The organism is Rhizobium sp. NLR8a (assembly GCF_019685235.1).
In the GTDB taxonomy this organism is placed as follows: domain Bacteria; phylum Pseudomonadota; class Alphaproteobacteria; order Rhizobiales; family Rhizobiaceae; genus Rhizobium.
Genome location: NZ_JABDWI010000008.1, coordinates 298658 through 315225 on the forward strand (window position 1 = coordinate 298658; position 16568 = coordinate 315225).

General features: G+C 60.5%; 17 protein-coding genes and 1 pseudogene. 4 read left to right on the plus strand and 14 right to left on the minus strand.

The features are described 5' to 3' along the window. Both HJC04_RS17580 and rfbA read right to left on the minus strand, forming a co-directional pair. Positions 1–375, minus strand: coding sequence for an FdtA/QdtA family cupin domain-containing protein (locus HJC04_RS17580; RefSeq protein WP_210629127.1), 375 nt, complete (start codon positions 373–375; stop codon positions 1–3). Between the two features lie 22 nt (positions 376–397). Continuing rightward, positions 398–1309, minus strand: a complete 912-nt coding sequence (rfbA, locus tag HJC04_RS17585) for a glucose-1-phosphate thymidylyltransferase RfbA (protein WP_210629128.1) — start codon at positions 1307–1309, stop codon at positions 398–400. Between the two features lie 255 nt (positions 1310–1564). Between rfbA and HJC04_RS17590 the strand changes: the two genes are divergently transcribed. Further along, positions 1565–2362, plus strand: coding sequence for a glycosyltransferase family 2 protein (locus HJC04_RS17590; protein ID WP_221146730.1), 798 nt, complete (start codon positions 1565–1567; stop codon positions 2360–2362). Between the two features lie 27 nt (positions 2363–2389). Here HJC04_RS17590 and HJC04_RS17595 read toward each other — a convergent pair whose 3' ends face one another. The 3 genes and pseudogenes from HJC04_RS17595 to HJC04_RS17605 form a co-directional block, all read right to left on the minus strand. Next, complete coding sequence (locus HJC04_RS17595; protein ID WP_210629130.1) at positions 2390–3190, minus strand: anti-sigma factor; 801 nt, start codon at positions 3188–3190, stop codon at positions 2390–2392. Next, positions 3187–3789, minus strand: a pseudogene (locus tag HJC04_RS17600) (RNA polymerase sigma factor). The gene HJC04_RS17595 and the pseudogene HJC04_RS17600 overlap by 4 nt, the downstream one beginning before the upstream one ends. A 44-nt stretch (positions 3790–3833) precedes the next feature. Continuing rightward, positions 3834–4370, minus strand: a complete 537-nt coding sequence (locus HJC04_RS17605; protein WP_210629132.1) for a tetratricopeptide repeat protein — start codon at positions 4368–4370, stop codon at positions 3834–3836. Between the two features lie 168 nt (positions 4371–4538). Here HJC04_RS17605 and HJC04_RS17610 point away from each other — a divergent pair, with 168 nt between their 5' ends. The 3 genes from HJC04_RS17610 to HJC04_RS17620 all read left to right on the plus strand — a co-directional run bounded on the left by HJC04_RS17610 (position 4539) and on the right by HJC04_RS17620 (position 7412). Next, positions 4539–5591, plus strand: a complete 1053-nt coding sequence (locus HJC04_RS17610; RefSeq protein ID WP_210629133.1) for a type III polyketide synthase — start codon at positions 4539–4541, stop codon at positions 5589–5591. Next, a complete protein-coding gene (locus HJC04_RS17615; protein WP_221146731.1) occupies positions 5592–6092 on the plus strand; it encodes an isoprenylcysteine carboxyl methyltransferase family protein in 501 nt (166 codons plus the stop codon). A 72-nt stretch (positions 6093–6164) separates the two neighbouring features. Next, entirely contained in the window at positions 6165–7412 is a 1248-nt protein-coding gene (locus HJC04_RS17620) for an FAD-binding oxidoreductase (RefSeq protein ID WP_221146732.1), read from the plus strand. Here the strand turns inward: HJC04_RS17620 and HJC04_RS17625 are convergent. The 9 genes from HJC04_RS17625 to HJC04_RS17665 form a co-directional block, all read right to left on the minus strand. Next, a complete protein-coding gene (locus HJC04_RS17625) occupies positions 7402–7941 on the minus strand; it encodes a gluconokinase (protein ID WP_210629136.1) in 540 nt (179 codons plus the stop codon). The genes HJC04_RS17620 and HJC04_RS17625 overlap by 11 nt on opposite strands. Positions 7942–7967: 26 nt before the next feature. Then, on the minus strand, positions 7968–8921 hold the full coding sequence (locus HJC04_RS17630; protein WP_210629137.1) for a peptide ABC transporter ATP-binding protein: 954 nt from the start codon (positions 8919–8921) through the stop codon (positions 7968–7970). Continuing rightward, positions 8918–9934, minus strand: coding sequence for an ABC transporter ATP-binding protein (locus HJC04_RS17635; RefSeq protein ID WP_210629138.1), 1017 nt, complete (start codon positions 9932–9934; stop codon positions 8918–8920). The genes HJC04_RS17630 and HJC04_RS17635 overlap by 4 nt, the downstream gene beginning before the upstream one ends. Continuing rightward, positions 9934–10824 (minus strand): ABC transporter permease subunit, encoded by an 891-nt coding sequence (locus HJC04_RS17640; RefSeq protein WP_210629139.1) that lies wholly within the window; start codon positions 10822–10824, stop codon positions 9934–9936. The genes HJC04_RS17635 and HJC04_RS17640 overlap by 1 nt, the downstream gene beginning before the upstream one ends. Positions 10825–10833: 9 nt before the next feature. After that, the gene (locus tag HJC04_RS17645) at positions 10834–11838 is read right to left on the minus strand and encodes an ABC transporter permease subunit (RefSeq protein WP_210629140.1); all 1005 of its coding nucleotides are present in this window, start codon (positions 11836–11838) and stop codon (positions 10834–10836) included. A gap of 87 nt (positions 11839–11925) precedes the next feature. Further along, the gene (locus tag HJC04_RS17650; RefSeq protein ID WP_210629141.1) at positions 11926–13521 is read right to left on the minus strand and encodes an ABC transporter substrate-binding protein; all 1596 of its coding nucleotides are present in this window, start codon (positions 13519–13521) and stop codon (positions 11926–11928) included. Positions 13522–13853: 332 nt separating this feature from the next. Next, entirely contained in the window at positions 13854–14336 is a 483-nt protein-coding gene (rirA, locus tag HJC04_RS17655; protein ID WP_210629142.1) for an iron-responsive transcriptional regulator RirA, read from the minus strand. A gap of 110 nt (positions 14337–14446) precedes the next feature. Next, positions 14447–15496 carry a M48 family metallopeptidase gene (locus HJC04_RS17660; RefSeq protein WP_221146733.1) on the minus strand — a complete coding sequence of 350 codons (1050 nt, stop codon included), beginning with the start codon at positions 15494–15496 and terminating at the stop codon, positions 14447–14449. After that, positions 15486–16568 (minus strand): YjgN family protein, encoded by a 1083-nt coding sequence (locus tag HJC04_RS17665; protein ID WP_221146753.1) that lies wholly within the window; start codon positions 16566–16568, stop codon positions 15486–15488. Before HJC04_RS17665 ends, HJC04_RS17660 begins: the two co-directional genes overlap by 11 nt.

Below are 16568 nucleotides of genomic sequence, written 5' to 3' on the forward strand. Positions count from 1 at the left end.
TCAGAGCCGTTCATAGGGGGTGTCGATGTAGTCGTCCTTATCATATCCGTGAGAGGCAAAAACCAGCAGGATAGAACCAGGACCGAAGGTCATTTCATGCCAGTCCCTTGGCTCTACCAGCAGGCACTGGTCCGGTGACGACAAGGTGACCTCTTCCCTGGCTTTTCCATCGTCCATCAAAACCATCACGCTCCCCGAAATCGCCACCAAGGCCTGCCGCGTCTTGTGATGACGATGACCGCCGCGTGTGTATCCGTCAGCACCATAGATCCAGAAGCTCCGGACCACCGGAAATGGCAGTATTCCGTCCATGACGGTCAACGCGCCTCGTGAGTCGGACATTGTCTTTAACTTAAGCAGGGTAAAAGCAGACAAGATTGATTTCCAGTTTTGCAGGTCAGCCGGGCGGGAAATGCGGAGTTGGTTCCCTCACCAGGCTGATGAGGTATCGACCGTAAGAGCTCTTTTCAAGTGGAGCTGCCAGCCTCAGCAACTGCTCGGCATCTATGTATTCCAAATGAAAGGCGATTTCTTCGGGGCAGGCAATCTTCAGCCCCTGGCGCCGCTCGATGGTGGCAATGAATTGACTGGCTTCAAGGAGTGAATCGTGCGTGCCCGTATCAAGCCAGGCATGTCCTCTGCCCAAGACGGCAACATTCAGCCTGCCGGCCGCCAAATAATGGCGATTGATATCGGTAATTTCGGTTTCACCGCGTGGCGATGGTTTCAAGGCGGCAGCAATATCAACCACGTCATTGTCGTAGAAATATAAACCGGTTACTGCATAAGAAGAGCGGGGCCTGGATGGCTTTTCCTCCAGGCTGAGGACTTTGCCCTGACCATCAAATTCCACTACCCCATACCGGTCGGGATCGTGGACTTTGTACGCGAAGATCGTCGCTTCGTCCGACCTCGCGGAAGCCGCGGATAAATCATGAGTCAGGAGGTTGCCGTAGAAGATATTGTCTCCCAGCACGAGGGCGGTTGCATCCCGCGCGATGAATTCCCTGCCAATCGAGAATGCCTGGGGAATTCCGTCCGGTGCAGCCTGCACGGCATATTGGAGATTTAATCCCCATTGGGCGCCGTCACCCAGCAACTGTTCAAAACGCGGGGTGTCCTGCGGCGTGGAGATAATCAGGATATCCCGGATGCCTGCAAGCATCAGCGTTGACAGGGGATAGTAGATCATCGGCTTGTCGAAAACCGGAAGAAGCTGCTTCGAAATGGCGAGAGTCGCGGGATGAAGTCGGGTGCCCGAGCCACCGGCGAGCAAGATGCCCTTGCGCAGTTTTTTATTCGAAGACAAGAGACCTCCTGTAAAACCTGGTAAAGCCGCGTGCATTCACGAGCCTGGCGTGGTGACCATCGCTGTTCGACACTGCTCACTACAGATAGATTGATCTGCATGCAATGCACTTACCAAGACGGGAAGTCGACCAATCGCCGGTCAATCGGACATTGATCGAGGATAATCTGCAGGACTGGATTGCGACGCCGCCTCTCCGTCTGCTACGGGTCGGCTAGATTTCGCCCCTAGAATGTGAGCAAGATACTCGTCAAAATGGCTGTAGACACCGCCGATCCACGCCCTCCTCGGATAAGCCTCATCACTGTTTGCTGGAACGCCGAACAGACCATTACCGATACGCTGCGCTCCATCGACACGCAAACCTACCGCGATTTCGAGCATATCATCGTCGATGGTGGCTCAACCGATTCCACCCTCGCCATCATCGCTTCGGCGCCGGCGGATAACCGCCGTGTGCTTTCTGAGGTGGACGGAGGTATCTATGAGGCCATGAACAAGGGGATTGGCCTTGCGAGCGGCGACATCATCGGATTCCTGAATGCCGACGACACTTTCGAGAGCAGCGACTCCCTGGAAACCGTGGCGGCAGCGCTGGACGATAAAGCCTATGACGGCTGCTATGGCGATCTCGTCTATGTTTCCAACCGGCACATCGATCGCAAGATCCGTTACTGGAAATCCCGCGCGTTCAAACCCGGTTTCTTCGCGCGCGGCTGGTGCCCGCCGCACCCAACATTCTATGTTCGGCGCAACATCTATGAACGGTTCGGGCGGTTTGACCTGCGTTATCGGCTTGCAGCCGACGTCGAGCTGATGATGCGATTTTTGGAAGTCGCGCGGATCAGAACGATCTATATTCCGCGAGTCTTGGTCAGAATGCGCTTAGGGGGCGCCACGAACAAGAACGTTCAAAATATATCGCGTCAGAACAAGGAGGTGCTGCGCGCCCTTGCCGACCACGGCCTCAAGGTCTCAACATCAATGTTCTGGGCCTTCAAGATCGTGAACCGGCTAGGCCAGTTCCTGATGCGCAATCGATCGCAGGACTGATCAGCTTAAAACCGCCGGCGTGGCGGGTCACACCGCCACCCTCCGCCGCACCCCATCCGCAATTGCCGTCATCCTGTCCGCCGCCGCATAGCCGATCAGCATAAAGGCGTGCGTCTCGTTCGACCAGTAGACGACATTCATCCCTTTGCGGTTTTCCAGATCCGGCGCCTTCGGCCCCGCATCAGATTTCACGATGCAGAGCGCCATCGGGCCGGTTTCGGGATCGAGATAGGCGATCTGGGCGAGCGCCTTACCGTCATATTGCAGCAGCAGGGCGCTTTTGAAATCGATCCCCGGGAGCGAAACCGCTTCCGGGGAGAGCGACAGGCCGAGCTTCTCGTCAAGACTGGCGAGCTGGGCGGCCTGGTCCTGCCTGCCAGGAACGGGGCCCGCGAGCGTTTCGGCGGTATAGAGCGAGATATAATCGGCGACCACGGCGCGCCATTCGCTGTTTTCGTCCTTTGCGGAAAAGCCCCTGCCGATGCCGATGACGGTGCGGTCGATGGCGATGCCGGCCACAAGCGAGGCGGCGAGCGCGCCGAGGAAGCGACGGCGGACGACCGCAGGCGCGGAGGCGGGTTTTGCGTTCTCATGCGCAGGAATGGCGGCGAGCATCGCCTCCAGTTTTTCCCGCGGGGCTTCCGAGAGGAGCGGAGCGAAAGCCTGCTCGAACGGCAGACTGGCGCGCGCCAGGAATTCCAGCCGTTCGGCGACGCTCTCATCTTCCTTGACGATGGCCTCGATGCGAGCTGCCTCTTCCGCCGTCAGCTCGCCGTCGATGAAGGCGGTCAAGTCCTCGTCGGTGGGAATGGTGTGTTTCATGCTCATGGCCGTCCCCCTGCCGGTCCGGCGCCGGAGAGCCTGGCGCGGGCGGCCGCCAGCCGGCTCATCACGGTCCCGATCGGAATATCCAATATGCCTGCAACTTCGCGATAGGACAGTCCTTCCACATAGGCGAGGAAAACCGCCGTCCGCTGCGCCTCGGGCAACGCATTTACCTGTTTCAAAACCTGCCCCGCCATCACATGCGTTTCAGTATCGTGCGCGCCGTCGAACGTCAGCGCCTCGCCGGCATCGACGAAACCCTGGCCCTGGCGCACCCGGCGCGAGCGGATCTCGTTCAGCCAGATTGAATGCAGGATCGAAAACAGCCAGCGGTCGAGCCGGGTGCCGGGAACGAACTGGCCGGCGCGCTCGAGCGCGCGAAGGCAGGTCGCCTGCACTAGGTCGTCGGCGACATCGCGCTGATGCGAGAGAACGAGACCATAACGCCAGAGCCTGGCCAGGTTTTCCGTCAGACCGCTCCTGATATCCGCTTCGCTCGCGATGGCCGCCTCCGCCGATCCTGCATCCTTGGAACCGCCTGATAAACCGGCGATTCCATTCTCGCGACTATAGGCAGGAAATGGCGCGTCCGCGACCGACATTCGGATATCCTTTTCCGGCTCCATTTCCCGCCAGTGGCCTAATCTCAGATCTTCGACGGGTCGAGGATGACAGCGTTCAGATCCTGATATTCCTCGCAAGCCATGCCGCAGATCGTCTTGATCATGTTCAATTGCTCCTTTGCGAGATCGAGCCGGCCCTTGATGACATAGGCTTCGCCGAGATATTCACGGACCTTGGCGTACTGCGGATCCATCTTCACCGACTGCAGGTAATAGGAGATGCCTTCGTCGGTGCGGCCGAGCTTGCGGGTGGCGTAACCGCGATAGTTCAGCACCTCCGCGCTGTTCTGGTCCCTGACCGTATCGAGCATGGCAAGCGCCTCTTCATAACGGCCGGCCTTGGCCAGCGAATAGGCATAGTCGGTACGGTTCTCGTCCGAGACATTAGCGCTCTGCTGCTTGACGCATTTCTTGGTCTTCTGGTCGTAGATCTCGCCCTTCTTGCAGGTCGGCATCGTGCTGTTGTCATTGCCGACAGCAAAGACCGGGCCGGAGAAGAGCGAAGCGGCAAGGCAGCCGCCAAGAAGGACGGCAGCAATACGGGCTGTCATGATCGTCATGGGAAAACTCCTGGAAAGTGACGTTGCGGGGAGAAAACACCGCTGCCCCGTGGTTTATTCGCCGGCCGCTCCATTTTCTCCATCACGGCTTCGTGAAGCCCCTGAGGCCGAATAAACCGTCCCAACCGGGTGTTTTCAGCGTTGCGCCGGGAAGACAAGGAGAATTCTGTGACCGATACCGTGAAACTCGCCAGCCTCGCCACTGCCACGCCCGAACATATCATTTTCCAAAAGCAGGCGGCCGAATCTTCAGCTCGGCTGTTTGCCGGCCGTTTCGAGGATTTCCGTCATCTTGCCCGCGTCTTCGATACCGCCGGTATTAACAAGCGCCATGCGGCGCGGCCGCTTGCCTGGTTCGACGAGCCGCACGGCTGGCAGGACCGCATGCAGGCCTATGCAGAAGTGGCGGGCGAACTTTTCGTCGAGGCAGCCAGCTTGGCGCTTCGTCGGGCCGGGCTTGAGGCTGGCGATGTCGACTGTGTCGTTACCGTTTCTTCCACCGGCTTTACGACCCCAAGCCTCGATGCGCAGCTTAGCCGCAGGATGGGCTTCAGGGCCGATATCGAGCGTGTTCCGGTCTTCGGGCTCGGCTGCGCCGCCGGCGTCTCCGGCTTTGCGATCGCGTCGCGGCTCGCACGCAACCGGCCGGGCGTCGTTGTGCTTTTCGTCTCAATCGAACTTTGCACGCTGGCCTTCCGGCTGGACGAGCTGACGCGGCCGAATATCATCGCGACGGCGCTTTTCGGCGATGGCGCCGCTGCCTGCGTGCTCTGCACGAGCGGCGGCGGCCTGGCGGAAGTCGAATCGACTGGCGAGCACCTCTTCCCGGACACGCTCGATATCATGGGATGGAAGATCGACGATGGCGGCTTCGGCATCGTGCTGGCGCAATCCTTGCCGCCATTCGCCGAACGAGAGCTCGCCCCGGCGGTCACCGCCATACTGGCGCGAAACGGCCTGAGGCCGGCAGATATCGACCGCTTCATCTGCCATCCCGGCGGCATGAAGGTGCTGGCCGCAATGGAGAGCGCGCTTTCACTGACACCCGGCACGCTCGATCACGAACGCGCCGTGCTTGCCGAATATGGCAACATGTCTTCGCCGACCGTGTTGTTCGTGCTGGAACGGGTAATCCGCGCCGGGCTGCCGGAGCGGGCAGCGATGATCGCCATGGGACCAGGGTTTTCGGCGAGCTGCGTGACGCTGCGGAGGGCGGCATGAATGTGGCCGTCGATCGCGCTCCTGACATTCGTGACGCTGCAGCGGTTGGGCGAACTCGTGCTTGCCCGGCGCAACACTGCCGCCCTGCTCGCCAGAGGCGGCCGGGAGGTCGCCCCGGAGCATCATCGCGTCATGGTGGCGCTGCATGCCGCCTGGATCATGGGGCTTTGGCTGCTGGCGCCGGGCAGGTCGGTTCAACCCTTCTGGTTTTTGGTGTTCCTGGGGCTCCAGGCGCTGCGCCTCTGGGTGCTTACGACCCTGAAAGATCGCTGGACGACGCGCATCATCATCCTGCCCGGCGCGCCGCTCGTGAAGTCGGGACCCTATCGCTTTCTCCGGCATCCGAACTACACGATCGTCGTTTGCGAGATCGCCGTCCTTCCCCTTGCTTTCGGCCTGCCAGTCTATGCGATCGTCTTTTCGTTTTTCAATGCCGCAATCCTGCATGTGCGCATAAAGGCCGAAAATGCCGCGCTGAAAAGCGCAATGATTTTGAAATGAATGCGATTTTCGTTTGCGCGGCGGGATCGGCAGGGGCATTTTCAATCTGGGAACAATGCGGAATGCAGGGGAATGACGAAGAACGCAATCGTGCTCGGCGCTGGTATCGTGGGGGTGTCCACGGCAATCCATCTTCAGCGGCGCGGTCGGCAGGTGACGCTGATCGACCGCAAGGATCCAGGCAGCGAAACCTCCTTCGGCAATGCCGGCCTGATCCAGCGCGAGGGGGTGGCACCTTACGGCTTTCCCCAGCAGCTCGGCCTTCTCCTGCGTTATGCGCTCAACAACCGCATCGATGCGCATTATCATCTCAGTACGCTGCCGAGACAGCTCGCCTTTCTCGCCCGTTACTGGTGGAATTCGAATGCCCGGCGACACGCGGTCATCACCCGGGCCTATGCGCCACTGATCGAAAATTCGATCGCCGAGCACAAGGACCTGATCGAGGCGGCGCAGGCGCAGGCGCTGATCCGCAAGAACGGCTGGGTGAAGATCTTCCGGACGGAGGCCAAGCGCGACGAGGCCCTAGCGGAGGCCGCGCTTTGGCAGAATGAATTCGGAGTGGACTATGACAGCCTGACGTCGGCCGATATCACACGCATGGAACCCGATATGAGCGTCCGTTTCGCCGGCGGCATCCGCTGGCGCGATCCCTGGTCGGTGCTCGATCCGCATGCGCTGACATCGGCCTATCGCCGCTATTTCGAAAGCCTCGGCGGCCGCTTCGTCACAGGCGACGCCGCCTCGCTCGGCCAGTTCGGCGCCGGCTGGAAGATCATGAGCAGCGAAGGTGCAATGGAAGCGGAGGATGCGGTCCTTGCGCTCGGTCCCTGGGCAGCCGTCGCGACGCGCCGGCTCGGTTATTCCTTTCCCCTCGGCGTCAAGCGCGGCTATCACATGCATTATGCCGCCAAGGGCAATGCCATGCTCAACAACTGGATCCTCGATGCCGAGCGCGGTTATTTGCTGGCGCCGATGAACCGCGGCATCCGCCTGACGACAGGGGCGGAGTTCGCAATGCTCGACGCGCCGAAGACGCCGGTGCAGCTCGACCGGGCCGAAGCCGTGGCGCGTACGATCTTCCCTCTCGGAGGAAGGCTCGATCCCGAACCATGGATGGGCGCGCGCCCCTGCACGCCGGACATGATGCCTGTCATCGGCAAGGCGCCGCGCCATCAGGGCCTGTGGTTCGCCTTCGGCCACGCCCATCATGGACTGACGCTCGGGCCCGTTACCGGCCGCGTGCTGGCGGAACTCATCAGCGGCGAGACGCCATTCATCGATATCTCGGCCTATTCGCCGCAGCGCTTCAAGCCATAACACCGAGGGTGGAGAGACCCCGGAGGGCCGTTGCCGTGATGCCGTCGATCGTATCGTCGATGTCGACGGTGACGACTCCGGGTTCGCCCGTCGGCACCTCGAGTGTCGCCAACTGACTTTCGAGTAGCGAGACCGGCATGAAATGCCCCTTGCGCTCGCCCATGCGCTTCGTCAGCAACGCCTTCGACCCTTCGAGGTAAACGAAGAACAGATTGCTGCCGGCGGCAGCCCTCAGCCTGTCGCGATAGATGCGTTTCAGCGCCGAACAGGAGACAATGATGCCCTCGCCCTTTTCCAGCGAGGCCTGCATCCGTTTGCCGATCAGGTCGAGCCAGGGCATCCGATCCTCATCGGTCAGCGGAATGCCCTTCGACATCTTCTCGACATTGGCGGCCGGATGAAGCGCATCACCTTCGAGGAAGGCCAGATGCAAGGCCTCAGCGAGTTTCTCGCCGACCGAGGACTTGCCGCAACCGCTGACCCCCATGACGATGATCGCATGGGCTCTGTTGATCCGATCGTCCTGCATGTTTCCTCTCAAACGGCGGCTCCCGCTCAGTCGAGCGGGAAATGACAGGCATATTGTTGTGCGCCTTCCCCACTTAATTCGGGAGAAACCTGGCGACAATAGTCCTGCGCCTTCCAGCAGCGCGGATTGAAGTGGCAGCCGGACGGCGGCTTCAGCGGCGACGGCAGTTCGCCCTGCAGGCGGATGCGGTTCTTCTCCCGCTCGGGATCGGCGATCGGGGTCGCCGACAGCAAGGCGGCCGTATAGGGATGGCGCGGACGGGCGAAGACTTCGGCGGCAGGACCGGTTTCGATCGGGCGGCCGAGATACATCACCATCACCTCGTCGGCGATGTGATGGACGACCGAGAGGCCGTGCGAGATGAAGAGATAGGCAAGGCCCATCTCCTTCTGCAGGTCCATAAGCAAGTTCAGCACCTGCGCCTGGATCGAGAGGTCAAGGGCCGAAACCGGTTCGTCGAGCACCAGCACCTTCGGCCGCAGCATCAGCGCGCGGGCAATTGCGATGCGCTGGCGCTGGCCGCCGGAGAACATATGGGGGTAGCGGCCGTGATGTTCCGGGCGCAGCCCGACGCGGGCCATCATCTCCTCCACCTTGCGGCGGCGGGCGCTCGCGTCGAGATCGGTATTGATTTTCAGCGGCTCTTCCAGAATTGCACCAACCTTCTGGCGCGGGTTGAGCGAGCCATAGGGATTCTGGAAGACGATCTGCACCTGGCTGCGCAGGCTGCGGTCGCCGACCCGCGCCGGCTTGCCGTCGATCAGCAACTCGCCGGCTGTCGGATCCTCGATCATCGTGACCAGACGGGCGAGTGTCGACTTGCCGCAGCCGGATTCACCGACGACGGCGAGCGTCTTGCCGGAATGGAGGCTGAAGCTGACGCCGTTCAGCGCCCTGACCGTGGCGTCGGCTTTGAAGAGACCGCGGTTGACGGTGTAGAAACGGGCGAGATCCCTGCCCTCGAGAACAGCACCCGTCATACCAGGTCTCCTGCAGTTTCAACGCGCATGACACCGGGATGCCCGAGTGGCTTACCGTCCTTCAATGGATAGTTACACAGCGCCCGCCCGAGTTCCGGTCCCTGGCGCACGACGCCGCGATCGCATTCGACCGTGGCATAGCCGCAGCGCGGCGCGAAAAGACAGCCTGTCGGGCGACCGTGCTGGCCGGGAACGACGCCGGCGATCGAGGGGAGACGATGGCCGACCTGGGCGCGTTCCGGCAGAGCCGCAAGCAGGGCTGCCGTATACGGATGATGCGGATCACGGAAGAGCGCCTTCACCGGCTGTTCCTCGACCTTCTGGCCGGCATATTGCACTTGCACGCGTTCCGCGGTTTCGGCGACGACACCCATGTCATGAGTGATCAGCACCAGCGCCATGCCCTGCTCCTTCTGCAGGCGCACAAGCAGATCGAGGATCTGCGCCTGGATCGTCACGTCGAGCGCCGTCGTCGGCTCGTCGGCGATCAGAAGCTTCGGATTGCAGGCGAGCGCCATGGCGATCATGACGCGCTGGCTCATGCCGCCGGACATCTGGTGCGGGAAGTTCGACAGGCGGTCTTCCGGCGCCGGAATGCCGACGAGGCTCAAGAGTTCGATCGAACGTTCGCGGCGCTCTTTCCGGTTGAGGCCCATATGGACGCGCAGGGTCTCGCCGAGCTGGAAACCGACCGTGAAGCACGGGTTCAGGCTCGACATCGGCTCCTGGAAGATCATCGCCATGTCCTTGCCGACGATCCGGCGGCGCTGACGGGCGGAGATGCCGCGCAGATCCTGACCATCGAACTGCATGCGGTCGGCGGTGATCCTGGCGGTCCAGGGCAGCAGCCCCATCAGGGCCAGCATGGCAACGGATTTGCCCGAGCCGGATTCGCCGACGACCGACAGGATCTCGCCCTTGTCGCAAGTCAGCGACACGCCGTCGACGGCGCGGAAAAGACCGGATGATGTCTGGAATTCGACAGTCAGATTTTCGATTTCGAGGAGCGGCATCACGACCTCTTCAGTTTGGGATCAAGCGCATCGCGCAGGCCGTCGCCCATCAGGTTGATGGCAAGAACGGTGATAAGGATGGCGAGGCCCGGAAATGTCACGACCCACCAGGCGCGCGAGATGAATTCGCGGGACTCGGCGAGCATGGTGCCCCATTCGGGTGTCGGCGGCTGAGCGCCCATGCCGAGAAAGCCGAGGGCGGCGGCATCGAGGATCGCCGCCGAGAAGGCAAGCGTCGCCTGAACGATCAGCGGCCCCAGACAGTTCGGCAGGATCGTCTTGAACATCAAGCGCAGCGTGCCCGCGCCGGCAACACGCGAGGCGATCACATATTCCTTCTCACGTTCTGAAATGACCGAGGCGCGGGTCAACCGCACGAAATGCGGCTGGTTGACCAGCGAAATCGCGATCATCGCGTTGGTGAGACCAGGGCCGAGGACCGCCACCAGAACGAGCGCAAGCAGCAGCGACGGGAAGGCCAAGATGATGTCCATCAAGCGCATGATGGCGGTATCGATCCGGCCGCGGAAGTAGCCGGCGACGAGGCCGATCAGGACACCACATATGACCGACAGTGTGACGACAACGACGCCGATGAAGAGCGAGAACCGCGCGCCGTAGATCAGCCGCGAGAGGATATCGCGGCCGACGGCATCCGTTCCGAGCGGAAAGGAGGCGTGGCCTCCCTCCATCCAGGAAGGCACGGCGAGCAGCACCTCCCGGTTCTGCTCGTTCGGCGCATGTGGCGCAAAGACCGGTGCAAAGATCGCAACGACGAGGATGATGACGAAAACAACGAGGCCGATGACGGCGCCCTTGTTGCGGGAGAAATAGTGCCAGAATTCCGCAAGAGCGGATGGCTGGCCGGTTTTGACGGTGACCGTGCTCATGGACCGCTCCTAGTGACGAATGCGCGGATTGATGAAGCCGTAGAGGACATCAACAATCAGATTGACCATCATGATGACGCCGGCGATCAGCAGAAGGCCGCCCTGCACCACCGCGTAATCGCGCTTGAACACCGAATCGACCATCCATTTGCCGATACCCGGCCAGGAGAAGATCGTCTCGGTGAGGATGGCGCCGGCAAGAAGGACGCCGATCTGCAGGCCGATCGTGGTGATGACGGGGATCATTGCATTGCGCAGCGCGTGCACGCCGACGACGCGCAGCGGCTTCAAACCTTTCGAGCGTGCGGTGCGGACATAGTCCTCACCGAGAACCTCGAGCATGGCCGAGCGCGTCTGGCGGGCGATGACGGCGAGCGGGATGGTCGCCAGCACGATGGTGGGCAAAATGAGGTAGCTGATGGCCGAGGCAAAGGCCCCTTTCTGACCTGACAGCAGGCTGTCGATCAGCATGAAGCCGGTCACCGGCTTGAAGAAATACATCAGCGAGATGCGGCCGGATACCGGCGTCCAGCCGAGATAGCCGGAGAAGAAGATGATGAGCAGCAGACCCCACCAGAAAATCGGCATGGAATAACCGACGAGGGCGACACCCATCACGCTCTGATCGAACCACGTGCCTCGCTTGACGGCGGCAAAGACGCCAGCGGGCACGCCGAGACAGACCGCAAGGATGATGGCGCAGAAGGACAGTTCCAGCGTTGCCGGAAACAATGTCAGGAATTCGCCGAGAACGGGCCGCTTGGTGACGATCGAGGTGCCGAGATCGCCCTGCAGCACTTTTCCGAGATAATCGAAATACTGCATATACATGGGCCGGTCGAAACCGAGATCGTGCATGATCTGGGCGTGCCGCTCCGGCGCCATGACGCGTTCACCCGAGAGCAGCATCACGGGATCTCCGGGCAGCAGGCGGATGAAAGAAAAGGCAATCAGGGAAACGCCGAGGAATGTCGGAATCAGCACCGCAAGGCGGCCGATGAAAAAGCGCAACATGGCAGATGTCCAATAGTTTCCGGCGGTCAGGAGGGTCCTGACCGCCGGCTGTGCCCAGCACTGCCGGGCATTTTTACATTATTCTTGTTATTCGGATACGTCGACGCCGTCGAAACGGTGAATGCCGAGCGGGTCCATCTTGAAGCCCGACACCTTCTTGCTCATCGGAACGAAGACAAGCGAATGGTCGAGGGTCGCCCAGGGGGCTTCCTTCTTGAAGATCAGCTGCGCCTGCTCATAGGCCTTGGTGCGCTCGCCGACATCGGCCGTCAGCTTGGCCTTGGTCATCAGGTCGTCGTATTCCTTGTTGCACCACTGGGCGCGGTTGTTGCCGCCGACGGCATCGCAGCCGAGCAACGTATCCATGAAGTTGTCGGGATCGCCATTGTCACCGGTCCAGCCGAGAATGACGGCGCCGTCACGCTTCACATCGGAGGAGAGCTTCAGGTACTCGGCCCACTCATGCGTGACGATCTCGACCTTGACGCCAATCTTGGCGAAGTCGGCCTGGATCAGTTCGGCAGCGCGGCGTGCGTTCAGCATGTAGGGGCGCGACACCGGCATCGCCCAGACCTTCATGCTGAGATCCTTGACGCCGGCATCTGCCAGAGCCTTCTTGGCGGCGTCCGGATCATACTTCTCGTCCTGAACGGCATCGTTATAGGACCACATGGTCGGCGGGATCGGATTCTTGGCAACGGTTGCCGCGCCCTGGAAGACGGCATCGACGATCGCCTGCTTGTTGATTGCCATGTTGAGCGCGCGGCGAACTTCCGGCTTGTCGAAGGGCGCCATCTGCGTGTTGTAGGCGAGGTAGCTGACGTTGAGGCCGGGCTGCTCCAGAACCGTCAGATTTCCGTCCTTCTTCAGTTCAGGAACGTCGGCGGCATTCGGATAGGGAATCAGGTGGCATTCGCCGGCTTTCAGCTTCTGAGCGCGGACGGCGGCGTCAGAGGTAATGGCAAAAACCAGATCGTCGATCTTTTCCTTGCCCTTGAAATAGCTTTCGTTGGCCTTGTAGCGGATGACGGCATCCGGCTGGTAGGCGACGAAGGTGTAGGGGCCGGTACCGAGCGGCTGCTGGTTCAGCTGTGCCATCTTGCCGTCGGCGGCAAGCTTGTCGGCATATTCCTTGGACATGATGGAAGCGAAGTCCATGGCGAGGTCGGCCAGGAACGGCGCTTCGGGATGGTTGAGCGTGAACTTGACGGTGAGGTCATCGACCTTCTCGACCGACTTGATCAGTTCCGGGAAGCCCATGCCGGCGGCGTATTCGTAAGAACCGCCCTCGACATACTTGTTCCAAGGATTGTCGGACTTCAGCTGGCGCTCGAAGGAGAAGACGACGTCGTCGGCGTTGAAATCGCGCGTCGGCGTGAAGAAGTCGGTGGTCTGGAACTTGACGCCGGGATGAAGTTTGAAGGTGTATTCCTTGCCGTCGTCCGAAACGCTCCAGCTGTCGGCCAAGCCGGGTTCGATCTCGGTGCCGCCATGCTTGAATTCGACGAGGCGGCTGTAGACGGTGCGCGAGGACGCGTCGAAGGTCGTGCCTGCCGTATAGAGGCTCGGGTCGAAGCCTTCCGGCGAACCCTCGGAGCAATAAACAAGGGTCTTGGACCAGGCGGACGTCGCCATGACCGAAATCAAGGCCGTCGCTGCCAGCATGACAGAGATCTTTTTCATAGTATTGTTTCCCGGTTGTTCTTTTTTGATGTCTGGAGACCCGTAGGCATCCCGATCGACGGTCGATGGAACGACATTTATCTACTGAAAGCAACGGCCTACGGAGAAAATTTTTCCAGCTGGACAATTTTAGAAATTTTTGGTCAAAAATCGGCCTCATTCGGAAATATTCGGACAAAAATGTCCGGGATTTCGTCGCATTTTGGACAATTGCGCCTCTCAGCAGCGCATGTTGGACATTTCAGCACCCCTGGGTGCAACCGGATGGCGCAAACAAAAACCGCGATCGCCGAGGCAACCGCGGTTTCATAAGTCAGACCTGTTTCTTGAAATCAGGCGGCGGGGGCAACGGCCGCCGGCTTGCGGTAGTGGTGCTCGCCGGTAATTCCGAGGAGGAAATTGATCTGGGGTCGGGCTTTGACGAGGTCATCGATCGAATATTCCGAGAGCACGCCGAAGAAGGCGTTCAACGCCTTGCGCAGCGCCGAGTTCAGGCCACAGCTGTCGACCAGCGGGCATTCGACCATGCCGTCATCCTCGAAGCATTCGGCCATGGCGAAACTGTCTTCCGTGACCCGGACGACGTCGAAGAGCGTGATCTCGGGTGCCGGCTTGCCCAGGCGCACACCGCCGTTGCGGCCGCGCACGGTTTCGACCAGACCGGCCTTGTTCAGCGGCTGCAGGATCTTGAAAAGAAAGAGTTCGGAAACCCCGTAGGCCTTGGCAATTTCCGGAATCCGGCTCAGCTGCCCTTCGTTGGCAGCACAATACATCAACATGCGAACCGCATAGTTGGTCTGCTTCGTCAACCGCATGCCGATCTCCTGACTCGTGCCTGTTCAGACGTATATAGGCGGTTTGGTAGTTTTGAACAATTCCAAAATATGAAATTCGCATTCAGCTTATGAGGCCATTTGCCGCGAGATCAATCCTGCTTCAGAGCGCCGGCATAATCCAGGATTGCCTGCTTGCGCTCGGGCGTGCCGGGGTGGCTGGACAGCATGCTGGTGCCGGAGCGATCGCCGAGTTCTTCCTCCAGCAGGTCGAAAAACCGGGCGATCGAGGCCGGGTTCATGCCGGCCTCGCCCATCAGTTCGACGGAGCGCCGGTCGGCTTCGGCTTCGGCGTTGCGGGAATAGGATAATGCGAGCAGGCCACCGCCCTGGGTCAGGATATCCTCGACCCCGGAACCGATATCGCCGGCAATCAGCATGACGAGACCGGCGACGCCCGCCGCGCGATAGAGCTGCCTGAGGCTATGTTTATATTCGACATGGCCGATCTCATGAGCGAGAACGCCTGATATCATCTCATCGTCGCCACCCGCCAGGTCCACCAGTTGATCGGTGATGATGATGTTGCCGTCCGGAAGCGCGAAAGCATTGGCACCGATCAGGCCGCCATCGCGGAAATTCAGCACGTAACGCTCGGCGCCGCCCTCGGCATTGGCGGCCACCTGCCGAAAGAGACCGGCAATTTCCGCCTGCCGGAGGTCCGTCAGGCGACTCGGCTTCATCGCGGTATTATCCAGCGTGTTGAGAGCGCCGTACGATATCGCCCCGGAGACGACAGGTGGCGTCACGAAGATGGCGACTTCGACCAGGGCCGGCAGTGCATAACGGTAGATTCCAACGGCAAGCAGAAGGACGGCGATCACGAAGACGAAGATGCGCGGATGAAATTCTTCCAGCCGATGCACCCAGCCGCTTCTGCCCGCGCCGCGAAGGAAAGCATCGATGGCATCGTTGTCCGCGCTTTCGAAAACCGAGCCATTGGCAAAGACGGCGCGCCGCGGGATCGACCCGACACGCGGCGTGAAGGAGACTTGCCCAGCATCGCCGTCAGAAAGAATTGCGTCTTCTTCGGTCACGGCGACCAGGCGGCCGCCGCGCGACCGCAGGCGCGCGGGAACGGCGCCGCTCGAATGCGGCGGAAACCATTCCCCCTTGGCAATGGTCTCTGTGTCAGAAACCAAAATCGATCCCTTCCATGCTCATATATTCCGCACCGATGGCCGCACCTGTCGTTTGAATCTGCGTGAAAACTTCCCCGATTTCGCCGTCGATGCGGATTGCCGTGTGCTCGGCAACATAACGCGCCAGGCGGACCGCCGCCCAGGGACGCATCAAGCCGAGGGTGAGCACTGTGACAAAGACATTTGATATGGCTATCCAGGCATAGCGCACTGGAGAAAGATCGCTTCGCAATTTGTGCCGGCCATCAATCCACGTCGACGACCACACCATGTTATGGACGTCAGCCCGATAGATGATGCTCGCAAGACCATACACGATGAAGACAGTGAAGAAGATTGCGTATAGTCCGACCGCCGTTAAGGCATCACCGAGTTCGCTCCTGACTCCATCTGCTTTATAGGCCTGAAGCCATCCAATCATCGTTGAACCAAGCGTAGAGACAAGGACCGCTCCCACCACGACTATCAGCGCCGGGACAACGAGCGCACCATAAAGCGCTCCGACCCTAGGATCGGTTTGGAACGGCCGGTTTCCGTAGCGGAGATTGTTCAGGATATAGCGGTTGAGCCAACGGCTGGCGACGGGTGCAAGCAGGCCTAGCGACAGGAAAGCGACGAATCCTCCGAGCAACACAGAGACGAAGGCACCGCCGGCGGTGCCGGTGAAATCAAACCGTACGTTGCGGTAACTCGTCACGCGGGCGTTGAAACGAAGGCCTCTGGCGATCAGCCAGGGCAGAGCGATGAGCACCAGGATCGTGGTTACAAGTGAGAACAGCGGATGGATCGTCGCGAGAATGTTGGCCACAACAATGAAAGCGAAGACGATGAGGCGGCCAATGAGGATCTGCTTGCCGGTGGCGTGATATTCGAAAGCGCGGCCGAGCAGGACGGTGTTGCCGTAGAAGTAACGGTTTCGCCGCACTTTCGCCCAGGCGGAATAAATCCCGAGCGTTACGATCGTCAACAGGACATTGACAATCCAGATGCCGAAATATTCGGACGCCGTGCCGGTGAACCGGGCACGCTCGAACGCATTTGCCGCGGAGCCCGCGGACACTCTGTTATCCAT